This window comes from Atopomonas sediminilitoris (assembly GCF_022601735.1).
Taxonomy (GTDB): Bacteria; Pseudomonadota; Gammaproteobacteria; order Pseudomonadales; family Pseudomonadaceae; genus Atopomonas; species Atopomonas sediminilitoris.
In genome coordinates this window covers 1-15,466 of sequence record NZ_JAKUMM010000013.1, presented here as the reverse complement: position 1 = coordinate 15,466, position 15,466 = coordinate 1, and the positions used below count along the sequence as shown (strand labels likewise).

The following is a 15,466-nucleotide window of genomic DNA, read 5'->3' as shown; positions in this document are numbered from 1 at the left end:
CGAGTCAGGGCAGCAGTCAGAGTGGTCTTGCCATGGTCAACGTGACCGATGGTGCCAACGTTTACGTGCGGTTTATTACGTTCAAATTTTTCTTTAGCCACGGTAATAGCCTCTTAATCAGTAATTCGCTGTCTTATTTCTTGCTGACAGATTCGACAATGTTGTTCGGCGCTTCGGAGTACTTAGCGAACTCCATGGCGTAGCTGGCACGACCTTGCGACATCGAACGGACGTCGGTAGCGTAACCAAACATTTCACCCAGCGGAACTTCAGCACGGATGATCTTGCCCGAAGGACCGTCTTCCATACCTTGGATGAGACCACGACGACGGTTCAGGTCGCCCATCACGTCACCCATGTAGTCTTCCGGCGTTACAACTTCAACTTGCATGATCGGCTCAAGCAGAACAGCACCGCCCTTCTGGGCCAGCTGCTTGGTCGCCATGGAAGCGGCGATTTTGAACGCCATTTCGTTGGAGTCGACATCATGGTACGAACCATCGAACACGGTCGCTTTCAGGCCGATCAGCGGATAGCCGGCGATAACACCGTTCTTCATCTGCTCTTCGATACCCTTCTGCACCGCAGGGATGTATTCCTTAGGAATCACACCACCAACGACTTCGTTGACGAACTGCAGACCTTCCTGACCTTCATCAGCCGGTGCAAAGCGGATCCAGCAGTGACCGAACTGACCACGACCACCCGACTGGCGAACGAACTTACCTTCGATTTCGCAAGACTGGGTAATCTTTTCACGGTAAGAAACCTGCGGCTTACCGATATTGGCTTCTACGTTGAACTCGCGACGCATACGGTCGACGATGATGTCCAAGTGCAGCTCACCCATACCAGAAATAATGGTCTGGCCGGTTTCTTCGTCGGTCTTAACGCGGAATGACGGATCTTCCTGAGCCAGCTTGCCCAGAGCGATACCCATCTTCTCTTGGTCTTCTTTGGTCTTCGGCTCAACGGCAACAGAAATTACCGGCTCAGGGAAGTCCATACGAACCAAGATGATTGGCTTCTCAAGCGAGCACAAAGTATCACCGGTGGTGACGTCCTTCATGCCGATCAAAGCGGCGATGTCGCCAGCGCGGCACTCTTTGATCTCTTCGCGGCTGTTAGCGTGCATCTGCACCATACGGCCAACGCGCTCTTTTTTGCCTTTTACCGAGTTCAGGATGCTGTCGCCAGAGCTCAGCACGCCCGAGTACACGCGAGCAAAGGTCAGAGTACCTACGAACGGGTCGGTAGCGATCTTAAACGCCAGCGCCGAGAAGGGTTCTTCGTCATCGGCATGACGCTCCATCTCGATGGTCTCATCATCAACATCAGAGCCTTTAATGGCTGGAATATCAGCCGGTGCAGGCAAGTAGTCGATAACGGCGTCCAGAACCAGAGGCACGCCCTTGTTCTTGAACGAAGAACCACACACAGCAAGAACGATCTCGCCGGCAATGGTGCGCTGACGCAGAGCAAGCTTGATCTCAGCCGTGGTCAGCTCTTCGCCTTCCAAGTACTTGTTCATCAGCTCTTCGTTGGCTTCGGCGGCCGCTTCAACCATGTTGGAGCGCCACTCTTCAGCCAGCTCTTGCAGCTCAGCAGGGATCTCTTCCTCACGGAAGCTAGTACCCTTGTCGTCGTCGTTCCAGTAGATAGCCTTCATCTTGATCAGATCGACCTGACCTTGGAAGTTATCTTCTGCACCGATAGCCAGCTGAATCGGCACCGGGGTGTGACCCAAGCGCTTCTTGATCTGACCTACAACACGCAGGAAGTCGGCACCAGCACGGTCCATCTTGTTGACGTAAACCAGACGCGGAACGCCGTACTTGTTAGCCTGACGCCATACGGTTTCAGACTGCGGCTCAACACCTGAAGTACCACAGAACACCACAACCGCACCGTCGAGTACGCGCAGTGAGCGCTCTACTTCAATGGTGAAGTCCACGTGTCCGGGGGTATCGATGATGTTGAAGCGATGGTTATCGAACTGCTTCTCAGAACCCGCCCAGAAGGCAGTGGTCGCAGCAGAAGTAATGGTAATACCACGCTCCTGCTCCTGCGCCATCCAGTCCATGGTTGCGGCGCCATCATGCACCTCACCCATTTTGTGGTTAACGCCGGTATAAAACAGTACCCGCTCAGTAGTGGTGGTTTTGCCGGCGTCTACGTGCGCGACAATACCAATGTTACGGTAGCGGTTAATCGGGGTTGTACGAGCCACAACAATGCCCTCGTTAAATTAGAAGCGGTAATGCGAGAAAGCTTTGTTAGCTTCTGCCATGCGATGCACGTCTTCACGCTTCTTAACAGCGGCGCCTTTGCCTTCAGCGGCATCCAGCAGCTCGCCAGCCAAGCGCAGGGCCATAGACTTCTCACCGCGCTTGCGGGAGTAATCTACCAGCCAACGCATAGCCAGAGCGTTACGACGGGAGGGGCGCACTTCAACCGGCACCTGGTAAGTAGCACCGCCTACACGGCGGGACTTGACTTCGACCAGCGGAGCGATGGCGTCGAGAGCTTTCTCGAAGACTTCCAGGGGCTCGCCTTTAGTGCGCTCAGCAACCTTGGCCAGAGCACCGTAAACGATACGCTCAGCCACGGCTTTCTTGCCGCTCTCCATTACATGGTTCATAAATTTAGCCAGCAGCTGGCTTCCGTACTTCGGATCAGCCAACACTTCACGCTTGGCAGCTACACGTCTTCTTGGCATGGATAAGTCCTCAAACGGTCTTCAGGTTAGCCTGGGACGAAGAATTAACGTCGGCGCCCAGCCTTACTCTTATCGACTCAGTAAATTCAATTATTTCGGACGCTTGGCGCCGTACTTGGAACGACCTTGCTTACGGTCTTTAACACCCGAGGTGTCCAAAGAACCGCGAACGGTGTGGTAACGCACACCTGGCAAGTCTTTTACACGGCCGCCGCGAATCAACACGACGCTGTGCTCTTGCAAATTGTGGCCTTCACCGCCGATGTACGACGATACTTCAAAGCCATTGGTCAAACGCACACGGCAGACTTTACGAAGGGCCGAGTTAGGCTTCTTCGGGGTCGTGGTGTATACGCGAGTACACACGCCACGGCGCTGTGGGCAGTTCTGCAGCGCAGGAACGCCACTCTTCTCGACCATGCGCTTGCGCGGCTGGCGAACCAGCTGGTTAATAGTTGCCATCTAAAGCTCCACTGTTGTCTCTCGACATATAAACAAAAAGGCAGGTGCACGAATGCCCCGCCAATTTTGGGGTGTGAGATTCTAAGTAGAGTCCCGCACCCCGTCAAGAACAGCCCGACGAGCCAAGCTCGCCGGGTTGTCTCAATTTCTTAGTTATCGCTGGCGTTCAGCGCATCGCTCAGTGCCTGTTCGGCCTCGCTCGCACTGATGGTGGCTGGCTTCTCGCCCTGACGCTGACGCTTACGCTCAGCATGGTAGGCCAGACCAGTACCCGCTGGGATCAAGCGACCCACAACGACGTTTTCCTTCAAGCCGCGCAGGTAGTCACGCTTGCCGGTTACCGCTGCTTCGGTCAGAACGCGGGTAGTTTCCTGGAAGGAAGCCGCAGAAATGAACGATTCAGTCGACAACGAAGCCTTAGTGATACCCAGCAACACGCGCTGGAACTTGGCCGCGAAACGATCTTTGGCTGACAAGGTTTCGTTTTCTTCCAGTACCTGAGTCAACTCAGCTTGATCGCCCTTAATAAAGGTCGAATCACCGGAATCACCGATTTCCACTTTGCGCAGCATTTGACGCAGGATCACTTCGATGTGCTTATCGTTGATCTTCACGCCTTGCAGACGATAAACGTCTTGGATCTCGTTAACGATGTACTTGGCCAGCGCCACTACACCCAGCAGACGCAGGATGTCGTGCGGATCGCTCGGACCGTCGGAAATCACTTCACCCTTAGTAACCTGTTCGCCTTCGAACACGTTGAGGTGACGCCACTTCGGAATCAGCTCTTCGTAAGCATCGCTACCATCGGTCGGTGTAATCACCAAACGACGCTTGCCCTTGGTTTCTTTACCGAAGGACACGGTGCCGCTGATTTCCGCCAGAATCGAGGCTTCTTTCGGACGACGCGCTTCGAACAAGTCAGCAACGCGTGGCAGACCACCGGTGATGTCGCGAGTCTTCGACGTTTCTTGCGGAATACGCGCGATAACGTCACCGATGCGCACTTGCTTACCATCGGTCAAGTTAACCAACGAGTTAGCCGGCAGGAAGTACTGAGCGGGTACATCGGTACCTGGCAGCAGCAATTCTTTACCATCAGCACCGATCAACTTAACGGTCGGACGAATGTCCTTACCCGCTGCAGGGCGCTCTTTAGCGTCCATCACTTCGATGTTGGTCAGACCGGTCAATTCGTCGGTTTGACGCTTGATGGTGATGCCTTCTTCCATACCCACGAAGGCAACCGTACCGTCCAATTCGGTCACGATGGGGTGAGTGTGCGGATCCCACTTGGCAACGATTGCGCCAGCGTCGACCTTGTCACCCTCTTTAACCGAAATCACGGCACCGTACGGCAGCTTGTAACGCTCACGCTCGCGACCAAATTCATCCGTCACGGCCAGCTCACCAGAACGCGATACCGCGACCAGCTTGCCATCGGCGCGCTCAACGAACTTCAAGTTGTGCAGACGGGCAGTACCACCGTTCTTGATCTGTACGCTATCAACCGCAGAAGTCCGGCTTGCCGCACCACCGATGTGGAACGTACGCATGGTCAGCTGGGTACCCGGCTCACCAATCGACTGTGCCGCGATAACACCGATAGCCTCACCGATGTTGACCTGATGGCCACGGGCCAAATCACGGCCGTAGCACTTGGCGCAAATACCGTAGCGGGTTTCACACGAAATCGCTGAACGCACGACCACTTCGTCGACACTGTTCTCTTCGAGGAAGGCAACCCACTTCTCATCGATCAAGGTGCCAGCTTCGACGATCACGTCATCGCTGCCCGGCTTGAGGACGTCACGTGCGACCACACGGCCCAGCACGCGCTCACCCAAACCTTCAACCACGTCACCGCCTTCAATGTGCGGTGTCATGACCAGGCCCTCTTCGGTGCCGCAGTCAACCTCGGTAACCACCAAGTCTTGTGCCACGTCAACCAAACGACGGGTCAGATAACCGGAGTTAGCGGTCTTCAACGCGGTATCGGCCAAACCTTTACGCGCACCGTGAGTAGAAATGAAGTACTGCAGTACGTTCAGACCTTCACGGAAGTTCGCGGTGATGGGCGTCTCAATGATCGAGCCATCGGGCTTGGCCATCAAGCCGCGCATACCGGCCAGCTGACGAATCTGCGCCGCACTACCACGCGCGCCGGAGTCCGCCATCATGTACATCGAGTTGAACGACTCTTGCTCGACCGTCTTACCTTCGCGGTCAACGACCGGCTCTTTCGACAGGTTGGCCATCATGGCCTTAGAAACAGCGTCGTTAGCCTTCGACCACAAGTCGATGACTTTGTTGTATTTCTCGCCCTGGGTCACCAGACCCGAAGCGTATTGCTCCTCGATCTCTTTAACTTCATCGGTCGCTTTACCGATGATGTCCGACTTCTCGTTAGGAATAACAAAGTCATTCACACCGATCGAACAGCCAGAGATAGTCGAGAATGCGAAACCGGTATACATCAGCTGGTCAGCGAAGATAACAGTCTCTTTCAACCCTACGGTGCGGTAGCAGAAGTTGATCAGCTTAGAGATCGCCTTCTTCTTCATCGGCTGGTTAACCAGCTCGTAGGGCATACCGGCCGGCATGATGTTAAACAGCAGCGCGCGACCCACGGTGGTGTCAACGATGATGCGGCTGGTGATCAGCTCGCCTTCTTCGTTCTTCACCGACTGGGTGATACGCACTTTAACCTTGGCGTGCAGCGAGGCTTGGCCGCCACGGTAAGCGCGGTCAACTTCTTGCAGGTCAGCAAAGGCACGGCCTTCACCTTTGGCGTTAATCGCCTCACGGGTCATGTAGTACAGACCCAAGACCACGTCTTGCGACGGCACGATGATCGGCTCACCGTTGGCTGGCGACAGGATGTTGTTGGTCGACATCATCAGCGCACGCGCTTCTAGCTGGGCTTCCAGCGTCAGCGGTACGTGCACAGCCATTTGGTCACCGTCGAAGTCGGCGTTGTAGGCCGCACAAACCAACGGGTGCAACTGGATGGCCTTGCCTTCAATCAGAACCGGCTCAAACGCCTGAATACCCAAGCGGTGTAGGGTCGGTGCGCGGTTCAGCAGTACGGGATGTTCGCGAATCACGTCCGCCAGAACGTCCCAAACCTCAGGCAGCTCACGCTCAACCATCTTCTTGGCAGCTTTGATGGTGGTGGCTAAGCCACGCGCTTCCAGCTTGCCGAAAATGAAGGGCTTGAACAGCTCAAGAGCCATTTTCTTCGGCAGACCGCACTGATGCAGACGCAGGGTCGGGCCTACGGTAATCACCGAACGACCCGAGTAGTCAACGCGCTTACCCAGCAGGTTCTGACGGAAGCGACCTTGCTTACCCTTGATCATGTCAGCCAAGGATTTCAGCGGACGCTTGTTGGAGCCAGTGATGGCACGACCGCGACGGCCGTTATCCAGCAGGGCATCAACCGACTCTTGCAGCATGCGCTTTTCGTTGCGCACGATGATGTCGGGAGCAGCTAGCTCCAGCAGACGCTTCAAACGATTGTTACGGTTGATCACGCGACGATAAAGATCGTTCAGGTCAGAGGTCGCGAAACGACCACCGTCCAGCGGCACCAACGGACGCAGATCCGGCGGCAGTACCGGCAGAACGGTCATGACCATCCACTCCGGCTTGTTGCCAGAGTCTTTGAACGCTTCCATCAACTTTAAGCGCTTGGACAGCTTCTTGATCTTGGTCTCAGAGTTAGTTTGCGGAATTTCTTCACGCAGACGGGTCACTTCGTGTTCCAGATCGATCGCTGAAAGCAGCTCGAAAACAGCCTCGGCACCCATGCGGGCGTCGAAGTCATCACCGAACTCTTCTAAGGCTTCAAAGTACTGCTCGTCGTTCAGCAGCTGACCCTTTTCCAGGGTGGTCATGCCTGGTTCGATCACCACGTAGCTTTCAAAATAAAGCACGCGTTCGATGTCACGCAGGGTCATGTCCAGCAGCAAACCGATACGGGACGGCAGGGACTTCAAGAACCAAATATGGGCAACTGGCGAAGCCAGTTCAATGTGCGCCATGCGCTCACGACGCACTTTAGCCAGAGCGACTTCAACGCCGCACTTTTCACAGATCACACCACGGTGCTTCAAGCGCTTGTACTTACCGCACAGGCACTCGTAGTCCTTAACCGGACCAAAGATCTTGGCGCAGAACAGGCCGTCACGCTCAGGCTTGAACGTACGGTAGTTGATGGTCTCCGGCTTTTTAACTTCGCCGTAGGACCAAGAGCGAATCATTTCCGGCGACGCCAGGGCAATGCGGATGGCGTCAAACTCTTCGTTTTGTCCCTGGGACTTCAGAAGATTGAGCAAGTCTTTCAAGGCCTTTTCCTCTTAATGCGGCGGTTGCGGTACCCGCTTGGGGCTACCGCTAACCGCCGGCTGGCGTTTACTCGGATTCCAGTTCGATATCGATGCCAAGAGAGCGGATCTCTTTGATCAACACGTTGAATGACTCGGGCATGCCCGGCTCCATGCGGTGATCGCCATCCACAATGTTCTTGTACATCTTGGTACGGCCGTTCACGTCGTCCGACTTAACGGTGAGCATTTCTTGCAGGGTGTAGGCGGCACCATAGGCCTCCAACGCCCACACTTCCATCTCACCGAAGCGCTGACCACCGAACTGCGCCTTACCACCCAGCGGCTGCTGAGTAACCAAGCTGTACGAACCGGTTGAACGGGCGTGCATCTTGTCATCAACCAAGTGGTTGAGCTTGAGCATGTACATGTAACCCACGGTTACTGGACGCTCGAACTGGTTGCCAGTACGACCATCGATGAGGGTCATCTGACCACTCTCCGGCAGGTCGGCTAGCTTCAACATCTTCTTGATTTCAACTTCTTCGGCACCATCGAAGACTGGGGTTGCCATCGGCACACCCTTCTTCAGGTTTTCCGCCAGCGCCAGAATTTCAGTGTCACTGAAAGTCTCTAGCTGCTCGGTACGGCCACCGACTTCGTTGTAAATCTGGCCCAAGAACTTACGCAGATCAGCGATCTTGCGTTGCTCTTCCAGCATGCGGTTGATCTTCTCACCCAAGCCCTTAGCCGCCAGGCCAAGGTGAGTTTCAAGGATCTGACCGACGTTCATACGCGACGGCACGCCCAGCGGGTTCAAGACGATATCCACTGGCACGCCAGTCTCATCGTGCGGCATGTCTTCAACCGGCATGATCACCGAGACCACACCCTTGTTACCGTGACGACCGGCCATCTTGTCGCCTGGCTGGATACGACGCTTAATCGCCAGGTAAACCTTAACGATCTTGAGTACGCCCGGCGCCAGGTCATCGCCCTGCTGCAGTTTGCGCTTCTTGTCTTCGAACTTATCTTCCAGCATCTGCAGACGGTCAGACAGGTAGGCTTGCGCCTTCTCCAGCTGCTCGTTCAGCGCGTCGTCAGACAGGCGCAGTTTGAACCACTGGCCACGCTCAACACCGTCGAGGTATTCGTTGGTGATTTCCGCACCTTTCTTCAGGCCCGGGCCACCTTCGGCCTTGTTACCGACCAGCGCAGAACGCAGACGCTCGAACTGGGCACCTTCAACGATGCGGAACTCTTCGTTCAAGTCCTTACGGATTTGATCCAGCTGCATCTTCTCGATCGACAAGGCGCGTGAGTCACGCTCAACGCCGTCACGCGTAAAGACCTGTACGTCAATCACAGTACCCTTGGTGCCAGTCGGCACACGCAGGGAGGTGTCTTTAACGTCAGAGGCTTTCTCACCGAAGATGGCGCGCAGCAGCTTCTCTTCTGGCGTCAGCTGGGTTTCACCTTTAGGCGTAACCTTGCCAACCAGAATATCGCCAGCCATCACTTCAGCGCCGACATACACAATGCCTGCTTCGTCCAGCTTGCTCAGCGCGGCCTCACCAACGTTCGGAATATCGGCGGTGATTTCTTCGCTACCCAACTTGGTGTCGCGAGACACACACGTCAATTCCTGGATGTGGATCGTGGTGAAACGATCTTCCTGAACCACACGCTCCGACAGACAGATGGAGTCTTCGAAGTTGAAGCCGTTCCAAGGCATGAACGCCACGCGCATGTTCTGACCCAAAGCCAGCTCACCCATATCGGTGGACGGGCCGTCAGCCATGATGTCGCCGCGCGAAACCGTGTCACCTTTACTGACCAGCGGACGCTGGTTGATACAGGTGTTCTGGTTTGAACGGGTGTACTTGGTCAGGTTGTAGATGTCGACACCAGCCTCACCGGTTTCAACTTCGTCATCCGCAACGCGCACCACGATGCGGCTAGCGTCGACCGAGTCGATCACGCCGCCACGACGTGCAACCACACACACGCCGGAGTCGCGCGCTACGTTGCGCTCCATGCCGGTACCTACCAGCGGCTTATCAGCACGCAGAGTCGGTACAGCCTGACGCTGCATGTTCGAACCCATCAAGGCACGGTTGGCGTCGTCGTGTTCGAGGAACGGAATCAACGAAGCAGCGACAGAAACCACCTGACGCGGCGAAACGTCCATCATGGTGACGCTTTCTGGCGCCATCACGGTGAATTCGTTCATGTGACGCACTTCAACCAGCTCGTCCACCAAACGACCTTTCTCGTCCAGCACCGAGTTGGCCTGAGCGATCACGTGGTTGGCTTCTTCAATCGCCGACAGGTAATGAATCTCGTCAGTCACCTGGCCGTCTTTCACCACACGGTACGGGCTCTCAAGGAAACCGTAGGAGTTGGTGCAAGCATAGGTTGCCAAGGAGTTGATCAGACCAATGTTCGGACCTTCAGGGGTCTCAATTGGGCAAACGCGACCGTAGTGAGTCGGGTGTACGTCGCGGACTTCAAAGCCTGCGCGCTCACGGGTCAAACCACCTGGGCCAAGCGCAGAAATACGGCGCTTGTGGGTGATTTCCGACAACGGGTTGTTTTGGTCCATGAACTGGGACAGCTGGCTCGAACCGAAGAACTCTTTCACCGCAGCCGCAACCGGCTTCGCGTTGATCAAGTCTTGTGGCATCAGGCCTTCGCTTTCAGCCATCGACAAACGATCTTTAACCGCGCGCTCAACACGCACCAGACCTACACGGAACTGGTTTTCGGCCATTTCGCCGACACAACGCACACGACGGTTACCCAGGTGATCGATGTCATCGACCACGCCTTTACCGTTACGGATGTCGACCAAGGTCTTCAGTACTTCAAGGATATCTTCCTTGGACAGTACGCCCTCGCCAGTGTCATCGCTGCGGCCGATACGCTTGTTGAACTTCATCCGGCCAACGCCAGACAGGTCATAGCGATCAGAGGTGAAGAACAGATTGCCGAACAGGGTTTCCGCCGCTTCTTTGGTTGGCGGCTCGCCTGGGCGCATCATGCGGTAAATTTCCACCAAAGCTTCTAAAGCGTTGGTAGTACCGTCGATTTTCAGCGTGTCCGAGATGAACGGACCGCAGTCGATATCGTTGGTATAGATAGTTTCGAAGCGCACCACATTGGCTTTCACCAACTTGGCCATCAGATCAGCGGTCAGCTCTTCGTTGCAGTTGGCCAAAATCTCGCCAGTCGACGGATGGACGATGCTCTTAGCCAGCGTACGACCAACAACATAATCAACCGGCGCATCCAGCTGAGTAATACCCGCTTTTTCTAACTGGTTGATATGGCGCGCTGTAATACGGCGACCCTGCTCAACGATCAGCTTGCCTTTTTCATCATTGATGTCGAAACCAGCAATCTCACCGCGCAGACGAGAAGGCACTAGCTCCAGACGCAGGACTTCATCTTTTAGGTGAACAACGTTGGTCTCGTAGAAGATCTCAAGCACTTCTTCGGTCGAGTAACCTAGAGCGCGCAGCAGCACAGACGCCGGCAGCTTGCGACGACGGTCAATACGCACGAAAACGGCGTCTTTGGCGTCAAACTCGAAATCCAACCATGAGCCACGGTAAGGAATGATGCGCGCGGAGTACAACAGCTTGCCCGACGAGTGAGTCTTGCCACGATCGTGGTCAAAGAACACACCGGGTGAGCGGTGCAATTGCGAAACAATAACGCGCTCGGTACCGTTAATAACGAAAGTACCGTTCTCGGTCATGAGCGGAATTTCGCCCATGTACACTTCTTGCTCTTTAATGTCCTTGATCGCCTTGTTAGACGATTCGCGGTCAAAAATAATCAGGCGGACTTTAACGCGCAGCGGTGCCGCGTAGGTCACGCCACGCAGCACACACTCTTTAACGTCAAACGCCGGCTCACCCAAACGGTAGCCAACGTACTCAAGGGCAGCATTGCCCGAGTAACTGGCGATCGGGAAAACCGACTTAAAAGCAGCATGCAGACCTACGTCACGGAGCTGGTCTTTGCTCATGCCCTCCTGAAGAAACTCGCGATAGGAGTCGAGCTGGATTGCCAGTAAGTACGGCACATCCATGACATGCGGCAGCTTGCCAAAGTCCTTGCGGATACGTTTTTTCTCAGTGAACGAGTAAGCCATCAGCATTCCCCAGCGTGGTCACTTGCTTGTTGGGCGCATCCAATTGGGATACGCCTGAAAAATCGGCCAGATAACTGGCGCGCCGCTATGCGGCGGTTCGTCTGGGCGTTACAACCCAGAACGGAAAAAGGCCGGTGGCTTGAGGCCACCAGCCATCAGTCCGGCGCAAAGCGCCGGACTGTCGACGCAGGGAGAGCGATTACTTAAGCTCAACCTTGGCGCCGGCTTCTTCCAGAACTTTCTTAGCAGCTTCGGCTTCTTCTTTCGAAGCGCCTTCTTTAACAACGCCAGGAGCGCCGTCAACAACTGCTTTAGCTTCTTTCAGACCCAGACCAGTCAGTTCGCGAACAGCTTTAATGACGTTAACTTTCTTGTCACCAGCTTCGGTCAGAATGATGTCGAACTCGGTCTTCTCTTCTTCAACAGCAGCACCAGCCGCCGGGCCAGCAGCAACAGCAGCAGCTGCAGTTACGCCGAACTTCTCTTCCATTGCCTTGATCAGTTCAACAACCTGCATCACAGACATTTCGCTTACGGCGTTGATGATATCTTCGTTGGTCAGAGCCATGACTCTATTCCTGTATTGGGGGACCGCGTTAGGCGATCAATTAAACAAAAAAGGTTTGATGAAAGTTGCTGCAGCCCATTAAGCCGCGGCTTCCTTCTGATCACGCACAGCAGCCAGAGTACGAACGAACTTACTGGTAGCGCCTTGCATCACGCTCATCAGCTGTGCAATCGCTTCGTCGTAAGTCGGCAAGCTTGCCAATACGTCGATCTGATTCGCTGAAAGGAACTGGCCATCAAAAGCGGCCGCCTTGATCTCGAACTTGTCGTTACCCTTGGCGAATTCTTTGAAAATGCGAGCGGCAGCGCCGGCATGTTCTTGCGAAAACGCGATCAGGGTTGGGCCCTTGAAGCTGTCAGACAGGCACTCATACGAGGTACCTTCAACAGCACGGCGAGCCAGAGTGTTACGTACTACACGTACGTACACGCCAGCCTCACGGGCCTGCTTACGGAGTCCGGTCATGGCGTTCGATGTCACACCGCGAGCATCAGCTACAACGGCAGACAAAGCGCTTTGGGCAGCCTCGTTGACTTCAGCGACAATGGCCTTCTTGTCTTCGAGTTTAATTGCCACGGGATTTCTCCTGGATTTTTACCATTTAGCCGGCGAACCGACCGTTTCTTGGTGTCTGATCCAGCATCTTGACTGAATCGGGAGCACCATCTGCGTAGGCATTTCTATTAAGACTTGCGCCACCTACGGTCTTGGATAGCCCCCGCCAGGCAGGGACCCCAAAAACCGACGAGCCTGCGAAGGCTCGCCTTAATTACTTAGCCGCTTCCAGAGAAGCTTGGTCAATGTGCAAGCCTGGGCCCATAGTGGTGCTCAGGGTGACACGCTTGAGGTAAACGCCTTTAGCCGATGCAGGCTTGATCTTGCGCAGATCGGCCAACAGGGCCTCAACGTTTTCCTTCAACTTGACCGGCTCAAAACCAACCTTGCCAACAGAGCAATGGATGATGCCGTTCTTGTCAGTGCGGTAGCGCACTTGACCAGCTTTGGCATTTTTCACTGCAGTCGCAACGTCAGGGGTAACAGTACCGACCTTGGGGTTCGGCATCAGGCCACGCGGACCCAGCACCTGACCCAACTGACCCACAACGCGCATTGCATCAGGCGATGCGATAACTACGTCGTAGTTCAGGTCGCCGGCTTTCATTTCGGCAGCTAGTTCATCCATACCCACTTTGTCAGCACCAGCAGCCAGAGCCGCTTCAGCCGCAGGGCCTTGAGTGAATACAGCAACGCGGACAGTCTTACCAGTGCCGTGCGGCAGCACAGTCGCGCTACGTACAACCTGGTCAGATTTGCGCGGATCAACGCCCAAGTTCACTGCCACGTCTACTGACTCAGCGAACTTAACGGTCGACAATTCAGCCAACAGTGCAGCGGCTTCTTCGAAAGCGTAAGCCTTACCAGCTACAACCTTCTCAGCGATCGCCTTTTGGCGCTTAGTTACCTTAGCCATTACACACCCTCCACGTTCAAGCCCATGCTGCGCGCAGAGCCAGCGATGGTACGTACAGCCGCGTCCAGATCAGCAGCGGTCAGATCAGCGTCTTTAGTTTTAGCGATCTCTTCCAGCTGAGCACGGGTAACAGTGCCCACTTTCTGCGTGTTAGGACGGCTAGAACCGCTCTTCAGGCCAGCAGCCTTCTTCAGCAGCACAGAGGCCGGGGTGCTCTTGGTTTCAAAAGTAAAGCTGCGATCAGAGTAAACGGTGATGATCACAGGAGTCGGCAGACCAGGTTCCATGCCCTGAGTCTTAGCGTTGAACGCCTTACAGAATTCCATGATATTGACACCGTGCTGACCCAGCGCCGGACCAACTGGCGGACTTGGGTTAGCCTGACCGGCTTTAACTTGCAGCTTGATGTAAGCCTGAATTTTCTTGGCCATAAATCACCTCAATATAGGGTGCAAACGCCTATCGGCTCCCCTGGTTTAACCCACCACTTTCGCAGTGACGACAAAGCCCCGCAGCGCTTAGCTGCAGGGCATTGAAACTTTTTAACTAATCAGACCTTCTCGACCTGACCAAACTCCAACTCTACCGGCGTGCTGCGACCAAAAATAAGCACAGCAACCTGAATGCGACTTTTCTCGTAGTTAACTTCTTCAACCACACCATTGAAGTCAGCAAACGGACCATCACTAACGCGTACAGTTTCACCCGGCTCGAACAATGTCTTCGGCTTCGGCTTATCAGTACCGTCTTGCACGCGACGCAAAATAGCTTCGGCTTCACGCTCGGTAATTGGCGCCGGCTTATCAGCCGTACCACCAATAAAGCCCATCACGCGATTGGTATTTTTAACCAGGTGCCAGGTCTCATCGTTGAGTTCCATTTGCACCAGCACGTAACCCGGAAAGAACTTACGCTCACTCTTGCGCTTCTGACCGTTACGCATCTCGACGACTTCTTCAGTCGGCACAAGAATCTCACCAAACTGATCTTCCATACCGGCCAGCTTGACGCGCTCGATCAGCGAGCGCATGACATACTTCTCGTAACCCGAGAAAGCATGCACGACATACCAACGCTTAGACACAGTGCACCTATCAGCTGATGATCAGAGAAACAAACCAACCCAACAGGGAATCCATACCCCACAGGATCAGCGCCATAACCACAACAACACCCAACACCACCAACGTGGTCTGCTGAGTCTCTTGACGGTTCGGCCATACGACCTTGCGCATCTCGACGCGCGCATCCTTAACCATTTGCGCAAACGCAGCACCTTTAACGGTCTGCAGCACCACCAGCAAAGCAACAATAGCCAGAGCCAGCACACCCAGAACGCGATACAGAATCGGCTCTTGAGCGAAATAGTGGTTACCAACTACAGCTGACGCGACCAGCAAAGCGACAACAACCCACTTCGCCATGTCGAATGCGGCATTGCCATTTTCTGTATTGGCAGTCATGAAAGGACCTTACTCGAGAATTGCCAGATCGAAGAATCTGGCAGGCAAGGAGGGAATCGAACCCCCAACCTGCGGTTTTGGAGACCGCTGCTCTGCCAATTGAGCTACTTGCCTGTGGTTTAATTGAGCCGGCTATTATGCCGGCTCAATCTTACAAGTTCAACGAGTTATTACTCGATGATCTTGGCTACAACGCCTGCACCAACGGTACGGCCGCCTTCGCGAATCGCGAAACGCAGGCCTTCGTCCATGGCGATCGGCTTGATCAGGGTAACAACCATTTTCACGTTGTC

13 protein-coding genes and 1 tRNA gene are annotated in these 15,466 nt (G+C 54.7%); all 14 read right to left on the bottom strand.

The features are described 5' to 3' along the window. Window positions 1–101 (bottom strand): GTP-binding protein (locus tag MKI83_RS16720; RefSeq protein ID WP_033034085.1); only part of this gene is annotated, 101 nt, incomplete at its 3' end. Window positions 102–133: 32 nt separating this feature from the next. Continuing rightward, on the bottom strand, window positions 134–2,230 hold the full coding sequence (gene fusA, locus MKI83_RS16715) for an elongation factor G (RefSeq protein ID WP_241588453.1): 2,097 nt from the start codon (window positions 2,228–2,230) through the stop codon (window positions 134–136). An 18-nt stretch (window positions 2,231–2,248) separates the two neighbouring features. Next, window positions 2,249–2,719, bottom strand: coding sequence for a 30S ribosomal protein S7 (gene rpsG / locus MKI83_RS16710; protein WP_241588451.1), 471 nt, complete (start codon window positions 2,717–2,719; stop codon window positions 2,249–2,251). A 90-nt stretch (window positions 2,720–2,809) separates the two neighbouring features. Further along, window positions 2,810–3,181 carry a 30S ribosomal protein S12 gene (rpsL, locus tag MKI83_RS16705; RefSeq protein ID WP_241588450.1) on the bottom strand — a complete coding sequence of 124 codons (372 nt, stop codon included), beginning with the start codon at window positions 3,179–3,181 and terminating at the stop codon, window positions 2,810–2,812. A 149-nt stretch (window positions 3,182–3,330) separates the two neighbouring features. Continuing rightward, a complete protein-coding gene (gene rpoC, locus MKI83_RS16700) occupies window positions 3,331–7,530 on the bottom strand; it encodes a DNA-directed RNA polymerase subunit beta' (RefSeq protein WP_241588449.1) in 4,200 nt (1,399 codons plus the stop codon). Window positions 7,531–7,597: 67 nt separating this feature from the next. Beyond that, a complete protein-coding gene (gene rpoB, locus MKI83_RS16695; protein WP_241588447.1) occupies window positions 7,598–11,671 on the bottom strand; it encodes a DNA-directed RNA polymerase subunit beta in 4,074 nt (1,357 codons plus the stop codon). A 199-nt stretch (window positions 11,672–11,870) separates the two neighbouring features. Further along, on the bottom strand, window positions 11,871–12,239 hold the full coding sequence (gene rplL / locus MKI83_RS16690) for a 50S ribosomal protein L7/L12 (RefSeq protein ID WP_241588446.1): 369 nt from the start codon (window positions 12,237–12,239) through the stop codon (window positions 11,871–11,873). A 78-nt stretch (window positions 12,240–12,317) separates the two neighbouring features. After that, window positions 12,318–12,815, bottom strand: a complete 498-nt coding sequence (gene rplJ / locus MKI83_RS16685) for a 50S ribosomal protein L10 (RefSeq protein ID WP_241588444.1) — start codon at window positions 12,813–12,815, stop codon at window positions 12,318–12,320. A gap of 193 nt (window positions 12,816–13,008) precedes the next feature. Then, window positions 13,009–13,710, bottom strand: a complete 702-nt coding sequence (gene rplA / locus MKI83_RS16680) for a 50S ribosomal protein L1 (protein ID WP_241588443.1) — start codon at window positions 13,708–13,710, stop codon at window positions 13,009–13,011. After that, window positions 13,710–14,141: a 50S ribosomal protein L11 gene (gene rplK, locus MKI83_RS16675; RefSeq protein WP_241588441.1), complete on the bottom strand. Its 432-nt coding sequence runs from the start codon at window positions 14,139–14,141 to the stop codon at window positions 13,710–13,712. The genes rplA and rplK overlap by 1 nt, the downstream gene beginning before the upstream one ends. Window positions 14,142–14,260: 119 nt before the next feature. Next, complete coding sequence (gene nusG, locus MKI83_RS16670) at window positions 14,261–14,794, bottom strand: transcription termination/antitermination protein NusG (protein ID WP_241588440.1); 534 nt, start codon at window positions 14,792–14,794, stop codon at window positions 14,261–14,263. Window positions 14,795–14,804: 10 nt separating this feature from the next. Continuing rightward, window positions 14,805–15,173, bottom strand: a complete 369-nt coding sequence (secE, locus tag MKI83_RS16665) for a preprotein translocase subunit SecE (protein WP_241588438.1) — start codon at window positions 15,171–15,173, stop codon at window positions 14,805–14,807. Window positions 15,174–15,211: 38 nt separating this feature from the next. After that, a tRNA-Trp gene (locus MKI83_RS16660) sits at window positions 15,212–15,287 on the bottom strand. 56 nt (window positions 15,288–15,343) lie between these two features. Then, window positions 15,344–15,466: EF-Tu C-terminal domain-related protein (locus tag MKI83_RS16655; protein ID WP_503128450.1), on the bottom strand; the 123-nt coding region annotated here is incomplete at its 5' end.